At 50.4% G+C, this 9,678-nt stretch carries 21 protein-coding genes; all 21 read right to left on the bottom strand.

Annotation, left to right across the window (positions count from 1 at the left end; translation table 11 throughout):
• Positions 1-5 precede the first annotated feature (5 nt).
• The 21 genes from rpsK to rplB all read right to left on the bottom strand — a co-directional run bounded on the left by rpsK (position 6) and on the right by rplB (position 9,661).
• Positions 6-395 carry a 30S ribosomal protein S11 gene (rpsK, locus tag O9K67_RS02430; RefSeq protein ID WP_002919257.1) on the bottom strand — a complete coding sequence of 130 codons (390 nt, stop codon included), beginning with the start codon at positions 393-395 and terminating at the stop codon, positions 6-8.
• A 16-nt stretch (positions 396-411) separates the two neighbouring features.
• Entirely contained in the window at positions 412-768 is a 357-nt protein-coding gene (gene rpsM / locus O9K67_RS02425) for a 30S ribosomal protein S13 (RefSeq protein WP_061492931.1), read from the bottom strand.
• A gap of 146 nt (positions 769-914) precedes the next feature.
• Positions 915-1,031, bottom strand: coding sequence for a 50S ribosomal protein L36 (gene rpmJ / locus O9K67_RS02420; RefSeq protein WP_000868187.1), 117 nt, complete (start codon positions 1,029-1,031; stop codon positions 915-917).
• 30 nt (positions 1,032-1,061) lie between these two features.
• Positions 1,062-2,393, bottom strand: a complete 1,332-nt coding sequence (gene secY / locus O9K67_RS02415; RefSeq protein WP_007369823.1) for a preprotein translocase subunit SecY — start codon at positions 2,391-2,393, stop codon at positions 1,062-1,064.
• Positions 2,394-2,400: 7 nt separating this feature from the next.
• Positions 2,401-2,835: a 50S ribosomal protein L15 gene (rplO, locus tag O9K67_RS02410; protein WP_061492930.1), complete on the bottom strand. Its 435-nt coding sequence runs from the start codon at positions 2,833-2,835 to the stop codon at positions 2,401-2,403.
• 3 nt (positions 2,836-2,838) lie between these two features.
• Positions 2,839-3,018 carry a 50S ribosomal protein L30 gene (gene rpmD, locus O9K67_RS02405; protein WP_001140434.1) on the bottom strand — a complete coding sequence of 60 codons (180 nt, stop codon included), beginning with the start codon at positions 3,016-3,018 and terminating at the stop codon, positions 2,839-2,841.
• Between the two features lie 6 nt (positions 3,019-3,024).
• Positions 3,025-3,525, bottom strand: coding sequence for a 30S ribosomal protein S5 (gene rpsE / locus O9K67_RS02400; RefSeq protein ID WP_061492929.1), 501 nt, complete (start codon positions 3,523-3,525; stop codon positions 3,025-3,027).
• 14 nt (positions 3,526-3,539) lie between these two features.
• The gene (gene rplR / locus O9K67_RS02395; RefSeq protein WP_007369820.1) at positions 3,540-3,893 is read right to left on the bottom strand and encodes a 50S ribosomal protein L18; all 354 of its coding nucleotides are present in this window, start codon (positions 3,891-3,893) and stop codon (positions 3,540-3,542) included.
• 9 nt (positions 3,894-3,902) lie between these two features.
• Positions 3,903-4,436, bottom strand: coding sequence for a 50S ribosomal protein L6 (rplF, locus tag O9K67_RS02390; protein ID WP_061492928.1), 534 nt, complete (start codon positions 4,434-4,436; stop codon positions 3,903-3,905).
• 12 nt (positions 4,437-4,448) lie between these two features.
• The gene (gene rpsH / locus O9K67_RS02385) at positions 4,449-4,841 is read right to left on the bottom strand and encodes a 30S ribosomal protein S8 (protein WP_061492927.1); all 393 of its coding nucleotides are present in this window, start codon (positions 4,839-4,841) and stop codon (positions 4,449-4,451) included.
• Between the two features lie 33 nt (positions 4,842-4,874).
• Positions 4,875-5,180 carry a 30S ribosomal protein S14 gene (gene rpsN / locus O9K67_RS02380; RefSeq protein ID WP_007369817.1) on the bottom strand — a complete coding sequence of 102 codons (306 nt, stop codon included), beginning with the start codon at positions 5,178-5,180 and terminating at the stop codon, positions 4,875-4,877.
• Positions 5,181-5,194: 14 nt separating this feature from the next.
• Positions 5,195-5,734, bottom strand: a complete 540-nt coding sequence (gene rplE / locus O9K67_RS02375) for a 50S ribosomal protein L5 (RefSeq protein WP_001096200.1) — start codon at positions 5,732-5,734, stop codon at positions 5,195-5,197.
• A gap of 14 nt (positions 5,735-5,748) precedes the next feature.
• Positions 5,749-6,063 carry a 50S ribosomal protein L24 gene (gene rplX / locus O9K67_RS02370; protein ID WP_007369816.1) on the bottom strand — a complete coding sequence of 105 codons (315 nt, stop codon included), beginning with the start codon at positions 6,061-6,063 and terminating at the stop codon, positions 5,749-5,751.
• 10 nt (positions 6,064-6,073) lie between these two features.
• Entirely contained in the window at positions 6,074-6,445 is a 372-nt protein-coding gene (rplN, locus tag O9K67_RS02365) for a 50S ribosomal protein L14 (protein ID WP_004388611.1), read from the bottom strand.
• Between the two features lie 165 nt (positions 6,446-6,610).
• Positions 6,611-6,865 carry a 30S ribosomal protein S17 gene (gene rpsQ / locus O9K67_RS02360; RefSeq protein ID WP_003031120.1) on the bottom strand — a complete coding sequence of 85 codons (255 nt, stop codon included), beginning with the start codon at positions 6,863-6,865 and terminating at the stop codon, positions 6,611-6,613.
• Complete coding sequence (gene rpmC / locus O9K67_RS02355; protein ID WP_004388609.1) at positions 6,865-7,056, bottom strand: 50S ribosomal protein L29; 192 nt, start codon at positions 7,054-7,056, stop codon at positions 6,865-6,867. Before rpmC ends, rpsQ begins: the two co-directional genes overlap by 1 nt.
• Positions 7,056-7,466, bottom strand: a complete 411-nt coding sequence (rplP, locus tag O9K67_RS02350; protein WP_007369814.1) for a 50S ribosomal protein L16 — start codon at positions 7,464-7,466, stop codon at positions 7,056-7,058. Before rplP ends, rpmC begins: the two co-directional genes overlap by 1 nt.
• A 12-nt stretch (positions 7,467-7,478) precedes the next feature.
• Positions 7,479-8,180 carry a 30S ribosomal protein S3 gene (gene rpsC / locus O9K67_RS02345; protein WP_000529945.1) on the bottom strand — a complete coding sequence of 234 codons (702 nt, stop codon included), beginning with the start codon at positions 8,178-8,180 and terminating at the stop codon, positions 7,479-7,481.
• 17 nt (positions 8,181-8,197) lie between these two features.
• Positions 8,198-8,530, bottom strand: coding sequence for a 50S ribosomal protein L22 (gene rplV / locus O9K67_RS02340; RefSeq protein WP_002919773.1), 333 nt, complete (start codon positions 8,528-8,530; stop codon positions 8,198-8,200).
• 14 nt (positions 8,531-8,544) lie between these two features.
• Entirely contained in the window at positions 8,545-8,823 is a 279-nt protein-coding gene (gene rpsS, locus O9K67_RS02335) for a 30S ribosomal protein S19 (RefSeq protein ID WP_001138115.1), read from the bottom strand.
• Positions 8,824-8,839: 16 nt separating this feature from the next.
• The gene (rplB, locus tag O9K67_RS02330; RefSeq protein ID WP_061492926.1) at positions 8,840-9,661 is read right to left on the bottom strand and encodes a 50S ribosomal protein L2; all 822 of its coding nucleotides are present in this window, start codon (positions 9,659-9,661) and stop codon (positions 8,840-8,842) included.
• Positions 9,662-9,678 lie beyond the last annotated feature (17 nt).

Genomic DNA, 9,678 nt, shown 5'->3' with positions numbered 1-9,678 from the left:
GCGCGTTATACGCGACGTTTTTTCGGCGGACGACAACCGTTGTGAGGGATCGGAGTCACATCAGTAATATTAGTGATGCGGAAACCAGCGGCGTTCAGTGCACGAATAGTAGATTCGCGACCCGGACCCGGTCCCTTAACCATAACTTCCAGATTCTTGATGCCATATTCTTTTACGGCTTCAGCGCAACGCTCTGCCGCAACCTGAGCTGCGAACGGAGTGGATTTGCGAGAACCACGGAAACCGGAACCACCGGCTGTTGCCCAACCCAGCGCGTTACCCTGACGATCAGTAATAGTAACGATGGTGTTGTTGAAAGAAGCATGGATATGAGCCACGCCGTCAGAGACTTGTTTTCTTACACGTTTACGTGCACGAATTGGTGCCTTTGCCATTATTCAATCACCCCGATTATTTCTTGATCGGTTTGCGCGGACCCTTACGGGTACGTGCGTTGGTCTTGGTACGCTGACCGCGAACCGGGAGACCACGACGATGACGCAAACCGCGATAGCAACCAAGATCCATCAGGCGCTTGATGCTCATGCTAATTTCACGGCGCAGATCACCTTCAACGACAAATTTGGCAACTTCGTCACGCAGCGTGTCGATTTGTTCTTCAGACAGCTCACTGATCTTAACATTTTCAGCGATGCCCGCAGAAGCCAGAATAGCTTGAGAGCGGGTTTTGCCGATACCGTAGATCGAAGTTAATGCGATCACAGCATGTTTTTGATCAGGAATGTTAATGCCTGCTATACGGGCCACTATGCACTCCTATAATTTTACTTGCACGCACCATGCTGAAAAGCCCGTTTTCAGGATACTCAAATGGAAACGTACAGACATACAAAAGATTGGCTGGCTAATCTAGCCAGCTCAACCCAACTTTGCAAGAAAAATATGCGAAATAATCAGCCTTGGCGCTGTTTATGTTTCGGCTCGGCACTGCAAATCACACGGATGACGCCATCACGTTTAACGATTTTGCAGTTACGGCATAATTTCTTGACGGAAGCACGAACTTTCATTTTTACTCTCCGTAACTTCTCGGGCGACCATTACCGGCCGTAGCCTTTCAGGTTCGCCTTCTTCAATGCAGACTCATACTGACTAGACATCATCAGAGTTTGCACTTGAGCCATAAAGTCCATAATCACGACGACAACGATAAGCAGTGAAGTCCCACCGAAGTAGAACGGTACTTTCATCGCATCACGCATGAACTCCGGGATCAGGCAGATAAAAGTAATATAAAGCGCACCGACCAGAGTCAGACGGGTCATTACTTTATCGATATACTTCGCCGTTTGCTCTCCCGGACGAATTCCTGGTACAAATGCACCGGACTTCTTCAGGTTATCTGCTGTTTCACGCGGGTTGAAGACCAACGCCGTGTAGAAGAAACAGAAGAAGATGATTGCAGACGCATAGAGTAACACATAAAGCGGTTGCCCAGGCTGCAAATACAGCGAAATTGTTGTCAGCCAGTTCCAACCAGTACCGCCCCCGAACCATGACGCGATGGTAGCCGGGAACAGAATAATACTGGAAGCGAAGATTGCCGGGATTACCCCCGCCATATTCACTTTCAGCGGTAAATGTGTGCTCTGAGCAGCATAGACTCGACGGCCTTGCTGACGTTTGGCGTAGTTTACCACAATGCGGCGTTGACCACGTTCAACGAATACAACAAAGAACGTCACAGCAAATACTAATACTGCAACCAACAGCAACAGGAGGAAGTGCAGGTCGCCTTGACGCGCTTGCTCGATAGTATGGGCAATGGCTGGCGGAAGTCCCGCCACAATACCAGCGAAGATAATGATCGAAATACCGTTACCGATACCACGTTCAGTAATCTGTTCGCCGAGCCACATCAGGAACATTGTCCCCGTAACCAGACTTACAACAGCGGTGAAGTAGAATGCAAAGCCTGGATTCATTACCAGGCCCTGCATACCAGGCATATTCGGCAGACCAGTAGCAATACCGATCGACTGGAATATTGCCAACACCAGAGTACCGTAGCGGGTGTACTGGCTGATCTTACGACGACCAGACTCCCCTTCTTTCTTCAATTCTGCCAGGGCCGGATGAACGACCGTTAACAATTGGATGATAATCGATGCCGAGATATACGGCATGATACCCAATGCGAAGATAGAAGCACGGCTTAAAGCACCACCAGAGAACATGTTGAACATTTCAATGATGGTGCCACGCTGTTGTTCAAGCAGTTTGGCAAGTACAGCGGCATCGATACCAGGGATCGGAATAAAAGAGCCAATACGGAAAACAATCAACGCACCGATAACAAACAGCAGTCTGCGTTTCAGTTCGCCAATTCCACCCTTGGCACTTTGAAAATCTAATCCCGGTTGCTTAGCCATCTGCTACTTATTCCTCAATTTTACCGCCAGCAGCTTCGATAGCAGCACGAGCGCCTTTCGACACGCGTAAGCCACGAACAGTTACCGGACGAGCAACTTCACCAGCCAGGATCACTTTCGCGAACTCGATCTGGATGCCGATAATGTTAGCCGCTTTCAGCGTGTTCAGGTCTACTACGTCGCCTTCTACTTTAGCCAGATCGGACAGACGAATCTCTGCCGTGATCATTGCTTTACGAGAAGTGAAACCGAATTTCGGCAGACGACGATACAGAGGCATCTGACCACCCTCAAAACCGCGACGTACGCCACCGCCAGAACGAGATTTCTGACCTTTGTGACCACGACCACCGGTTTTACCGAGGCCAGAACCGATACCACGACCCAGGCGTTTACCCGCCTTTTTGGAGCCTTCGGCCGGAGACAGAGTATTTAAACGCATCTCTTACTCCTCAACTTTAACCATGAAGGAAACCGCGTTGACCATACCACGAACCGCAGGAGTATCCTCACGTTCAACAGTATGACCAATACGACGCAGACCCAGGCCAAGCAGCGTTGCCTTGTGTTTCGGCAGACGACCGATTGCACTGCGGGTTTGAGTGATTTTAATAGTCTTTGCCATGGTCAATTACCCCAGAATTTCTTCAACGGATTTACCACGCTTGGCAGCGACCATTTCCGGGGACTTCATATTCGCCAGGCCATCAATAGTTGCACGAACCACGTTAATCGGGTTGGTGGAACCATATGCTTTAGCCAGTACGTTATGAACCCCAGCGACTTCCAGAACGGCGCGCATTGCACCACCGGCGATGATACCGGTACCTTCGGAAGCCGGCTGCATGAAGACACGAGAACCCGTGTGAACACCTTTAACCGGGTGCTGCAGGGTGCCGTGATTCAGCGCGACGTTAATCATATTGCGACGGGCTTTTTCCATCGCTTTCTGGATCGCTGCCGGAACTTCGCGAGCTTTACCGTAACCAAAACCGACGCGGCCATTACCATCCCCAACAGTCACAAGAGCTGTGAAGGAGAAAATACGACCACCCTTTACGGTTTTAGATACGCGGTTTACCGCGATCAGCTTTTCCTGCAGTTCGCCAGCTTGTTTTTCGATGTGAGCCATCTTACACCTCTACCTTAGAACTGAAGGCCAGCTTCACGAGCAGCATCTGCCAGTGCCTGGACGCGACCATGATATTGGAACCCGGAACGGTCAAAGGACACATCTTTAATGCCTTTTTCCAGAGCGCGTTCAGCTACAGCTTTACCCACAGCTGCGGCCGCGTCTTTGTTACCGGTGTACTTCAGTTGTTCCGCGATAGCTTTTTCTACAGTAGAAGCAGCTACCAGAACTTCAGAACCATTCGATGCGATTACCTGGGCGTAAATATGACGCGGGGTACGATGTACCACCAGGCGGGTCGCACCAAGCTCTTTGAGCTTGCGGCGTGCGCGGGTCGCACGACGGATACGAGCAGATTTCTTATCCATAGTGTTACCTTACTTCTTCTTAGCCTCTTTGGTACGCACGACTTCGTCGGCGTAACGAACACCCTTGCCTTTGTAAGGCTCAGGACGACGGTAGGCGCGCAAATCAGCTGCAACCTGGCCGATAACCTGTTTATCAGCGCCTTTCAGCACGATTTCAGTTTGAGTCGGACATTCAGCAGTGATACCCGCCGGCAGTTGATGGTCAACAGGATGAGAGAAACCCAGTGCCAGGTTTACAACATTCCCTTTAACCGCTGCACGATAACCTACACCAACCAGCTGCAGCTTCTTGGTGAAGCCTTCGGTAACACCGATAACCATTGAGTTCAGCAGGGCACGCGCGGTACCAGCCTGAGCCCAAGCGTTCGCGTAACCTTCACGCGGACCAAAGGTCAGAACATTGTCTGCATGGTTAACTTCAACAGCATCGTTAAGGGTACGAGTCAGCTCGCCGTTTTTACCTTTGATCGTAATAACCTGACCGTTGATTTTTACATCAACGCCGGCAGGAATAACGACCGGTGCTTTAGCAACACGAGACATTTTTTCCTCCGATTAGGCTACGTAGCAGATAATTTCGCCACCAAGACCAGCCTGGCGCGCTGCACGATCAGTCATAACACCTTTTGAGGTAGAAACAACTGCGACACCCATACCACCCATAACTTTCGGCAGCTCATCTTTTTTCTTATAGATGCGCAGACCAGGGCGGCTGATACGCTGAATGCTTTCTACCACAGCTTTACCCTGGAAGTACTTGAGAGTCACTTCCAGTTCCGGCTTGATGTCGCCTTCAATTTTGAAATCTTCAATAAAACCTTCTTCCTTCAGCACGTTGGCGATTGCCACTTTCAGCTTGGAGGAAGGCATGGTGACCGCAGCTTTGTTCGCGGCCTGACCGTTACGGATACGGGTCAGCATATCCGCGATCGGATCTTGCATGCTCATCTGTCTTTACTCCCGTGATTCAATTGGTGACAATTACCAGCTAGCCTTTTTCAGACCCGGGATTTCACCGCGCATAGCGGATTCACGGACCTTGATACGGCTCAACCCGAACTTCCGCAGGAAACCATGCGGACGACCAGTTTGACGGCAGCGGTTACGCTGACGAGACGGGCTGGAATCACGCGGCAGACTCTGCAGCTTGAGAACAGCGTTCCAACGATCTTCGTCGGAAGCGTTCACATCAGAAATGATCGCTTTCAGTTCAGCGCGTTTCGCGAAGTATTTTTCAGCTAAAGCTACGCGTTTAACTTCGCGTGCTTTCATAGATTGCTTAGCCATGAAGTAACCCTACCTTACTTGCGGAACGGGAAGTCAAAGGCAGCCAGCAGAGCACGGCCTTCTTCGTCAGATTTCGCAGTAGTGGTAATGGTAATATCCAAACCACGCACGCGGTCGACTTTATCGTAGTCGATTTCTGGGAAGATGATCTGCTCACGGACACCCATGCTGTAGTTACCACGACCGTCGAAAGACTTAGCGGACAAGCCACGGAAGTCACGGATACGCGGTACAGCAATAGTGATCAGGCGCTCAAAGAACTCCCACATGCGTTCGCCACGCAGAGTCACTTTACAGCCGATCGGATAGCCCTGACGGATTTTGAAGCCCGCAACAGATTTGCGCGCTTTGGTGATCAACGGTTTTTGACCGGAGATTGCTGCCAGGTCAGCTGCTGCGTTATCCAGCAGTTTCTTGTCAGCGATCGCTTCACCAACACCCATATTCAGGGTGATCTTCTCGACCCGAGGGACTTGCATGACAGAATTGTAGTTAAACTCAGTCATGAGTTTTTTAACTACTTCGTCTTTGTAGTAATCATGCAGTTTCGCCATCGTACTACTCCAAATTACTTGATAGTTTCGCTGTTAGACTTGAAGAAACGGACTTTTTTACCGTCTTCGAATCTAAAGCCTACACGGTCAGCCTTGCCGGTTGCCGCATTGAAGATTGCAACGTTAGAAACCTGAATAGCAGCTTCTTTTTCAACGATGCCGCCTGGTTGGTTCAGGGCCGGAACCGGCTTCTGATGTTTTTTAACCAGGTTGATACCTTCAACAATGATCTTGCCGGAAGACAGGACATTTTTTACTTTACCGCGCTTACCTTTATCTTTACCGGTTAACACGATAACTTCGTCATCACGACGGATTTTAGCTGCCATGATTCGCTCCTTAGAGTACTTCTGGTGCCAGAGAGATGATTTTCATAAACTTCTCAGAACGAAGTTCACGAGTAACCGGCCCAAAAATACGCGTACCGATTGGCTGCTCGCTGTTGTTGTTCAGAAGAACACAAGCATTGCCATCGAAGCGAACGACAGAACCGTCAGGGCGACGAACACCCTTCTTGGTGCGCACCACTACCGCCTTCAGCACATCACCTTTTTTGACCTTACCACGCGGAATTGCTTCTTTGATGGTGATCTTGATGATGTCGCCGACGCCTGCGTAGCGACGGTGCGAGCCACCCAGAACCTTGATACACATTACGCGACGTGCACCGGAGTTGTCGGCGACGTTCAGCATAGTCTGTTCTTGGATCATTTCAGTGCTCCGCTAATGTCAACTACTACTGAAGACCCCAAAATCAGGGTCGATAAAAAGCCCCATATCGGGGGCGCAGCATTATAACACCGCTTCCCTGAGATGGGTAGAAAAAATAAACGGCCCATCGCTGAGCCGTTTATTCGTTAGAGAACGCGTACTGTATTACAGAACAGCTTTCTCTACAACGCGAACCAGCGTCCAGGACTTAGTCTTGGACAGCGGACGGCATTCGCGGATTTCAACCACGTCGCCGGTACCGCATTCATTGTTCTCGTCATGTACGTGCAGTTTGGTCGTACGTTTAATGAATTTACCGTAGATCGGGTGTTTCACGAAACGTTCGATAGCTACAACAATGGATTTCTCCATTTTGTCGCTAACAACACGACCTTGCAGAGTACGGATTTTATCGGTCATTACGCACCCGCCTTCTCAGTCAGTAAAGTCTTAACGCGTGCGACATCACGACGCACTTGCTTCAACAGGTGAGTCTGTTGCAGCTGGCCACTTGCCGCCTGCATACGCAGGTTGAACTGCTCGCGCAGCAGGTTAAGCAGCTCGGTGTTCAGCTCTTCAACGCTCTTTTCACGCAGCTCTTTTGCTTTCATTACATCACCGTCTTAGTTACAAAGGTGGTTTTAATCGGCAGTTTTGCTGCTGCCAGCTCGAAGGCTTCACGGGCCAGCTCTTCCGGAACACCGTCCATTTCATACAGGACTTTACCCGGCTGAATCAAGGCAACCCAATACTCCACGTTACCTTTACCTTTACCCATACGAACTTCCAGCGGCTTCTCGGTGATCGGTTTGTCCGGGAATACACGGATCCAGATCTTACCCTGACGCTTAACAGCACGAGTCATAGCACGACGTGCTGCTTCGATCTGACGAGCGGTCAGACGACCACGGCCAACAGCTTTCAGACCGTAAGTGCCGAAGCTCACATCCGTGCCCTGCGCGAGACCACGGTTGCGGCCTTTATGCACTTTACGGAATTTTGTACGCTTTGGTTGTAACATCAGCGACGCTCCTTATTTACGGCCTTTACGCTGCTGCTTTTTAGGTTGAGCAGCCGGTTTTTCCGGTTGTTCAACTGCAGCCATACCACCAAGGATCTCACCTTTGAAGATCCACACTTTTACGCCGATTACACCGTAAGTGGTGTGCGCTTCAGAGGTGTTGTAGTCGATGTCAGCACGCAGAGTGTGCAGCGGAACGCGACCTTCACGATACCATTCGGTACGTGCGATCTCAGCACCGCCCAGGCGGCCGCTAACTTCAACTTTGATACCTTTAGCGCCCAGACGCATTGCGTTCTGTACAGCACGCTTCATCGCACGACGGAACATAACACGACGTTCCAGCTGAGAAGTGATGCTGTCAGCAACCAGTTTTGCGTCCAGTTCAGGTTTACGAACTTCGGCGATATTGATCTGAGCAGGAACGCCAGCGATATCCGCTACGACCTTGCGCAGTTTTTCAACGTCTTCACCTTTCTTACCGATAACGATACCCGGGCGAGCAGTGTGAATAGTCACACGGATGCTTTTAGCCGGACGCTCGATAACGATACGAGATACAGACGCTTTCGCCAGTTCCTTCGTCAGGTACTGACGTACTTTAAAGTCGCTGTCCAGGTTGTCAGCGAATTCTTTGGTGTTCGCAAACCAGGTTGAGTTCCATGGTTTTACAATACCCAGGCGAATACCATTAGGATGTACTTTCTGACCCATTGCTAGTCTCCAGAGTCTCAGCGATCGGACACAACCACAGTAATGTGGCTGGTGCGCTTCAGGATGCGATCTGCACGACCTTTTGCACGCGGCATAATGCGCTTCATGCTCGGGCCTTCGTCTACGAAAATTTTCGCAACTTTCAGATCGTCAATGTCAGCGCCATCGTTGTGTTCAGCGTTAGCAATGGCAGATTCCAGAACTTTCTTGACCAGTACAGCCGCTTTCTTATTGGTGTAGGTCAGAATATCCAGGGCCTGCGACACTTTCTTACCGCGAATCAGGTCAGCAACAAGGCGAACCTTCTGAGCAGAAGAACGAGCATGGCGATGTTGAGCTAAAGTTTCCATCTCTTCCTCCTACCTTATTTCTTCTTCGCTTTTTTATCAGCAGCATGGCCGCGATAAGTACGAGTCGGTGCGAATTCACCCAGTTTGTGACCGACCATTTCGTCGGAAACAAATACCGGAACGTGCTGACGACCATTATGGACAGCGATGGTCAAACCGATCATGTTAGGAAAGATCGTTGAACGACGGGACCAAGTGCGCAGGGGCTTCTTGTCTCCGCTTTCCACCGCTTTCTCTACCTTCTTCAGCAAGTGCAGGTCAATAAAAGGACCTTTCTTGAGAGAACGTGGCATGGCTTATCCTCTAAAATTATTTGCTACGGCGACGTACGATGAATTTATCAGTACGCTTGTTGCTGCGGGTCTTCTTACCTTTGGTCTGCAGGCCCCACGGGGATACCGGGTGCTTACCAAAGTTACGACCTTCACCACCACCATGTGGGTGATCGACTGGGTTCATCGCGGTACCGCGAACGGTCGGACGAACACCACGCCAGCGTGCAGCACCTGCTTTACCCAGAACGCGCAGCATATGCTCAGCATTGCCAACTTCGCCCAGAGTAGCGCGGCATTCTGCTTCGACTTTACGCATTTCACCAGAACGCAGACGCAGGGTGACATAAGCACCATCACGAGCAACGATCTGAACGTAAGTACCAGCGGAACGAGCCAGCTGACCGCCTTTACCTGGTTTCATTTCTACGTTATGAACGGTAGAACCAACCGGGATATTGCGCATCGGCAGGGTGTTGCCTGCTTTGATTGCAGCATCAACGCCAGACTGAATCTGGTCGCCAGCTTTCAGGCCTTTCGGGGCCAGGATGTAACGGCGTTCGCCGTCTTTGTACAGAACCAGCGCGATGTTCGCGGAACGGTTCGGATCGTACTCAAGACGTTCAACAACTGCCGGGATACCATCTTTGTTGCGTTTGAAGTCAACAATACGGTAAGCCTGCTTGTGGCCACCACCGATATGACGAGTGGTGATACGGCCATTGTTGTTACGACCACCGGATTTGCTGTTTTTTTCCAGCAACGGAGCAAACGGTTTGCCCTTGTGCAGCTCAGGGTTAACCACTTTAACTACGTGGCGACGACCCGGAGATGTCGGTTTACATTTAACAACTGCCATTGTATTACTCCTCCGAC

The sequence above is a fragment of the Kosakonia oryzendophytica genome (assembly GCF_027886705.1).
Lineage (GTDB): Bacteria > Pseudomonadota > Gammaproteobacteria > Enterobacterales > Enterobacteriaceae > Kosakonia > Kosakonia oryzendophytica.
The sequence above is the reverse complement of the archived record's forward strand: the minus strand, read 5'-3'. Positions and strand labels throughout refer to the sequence as shown.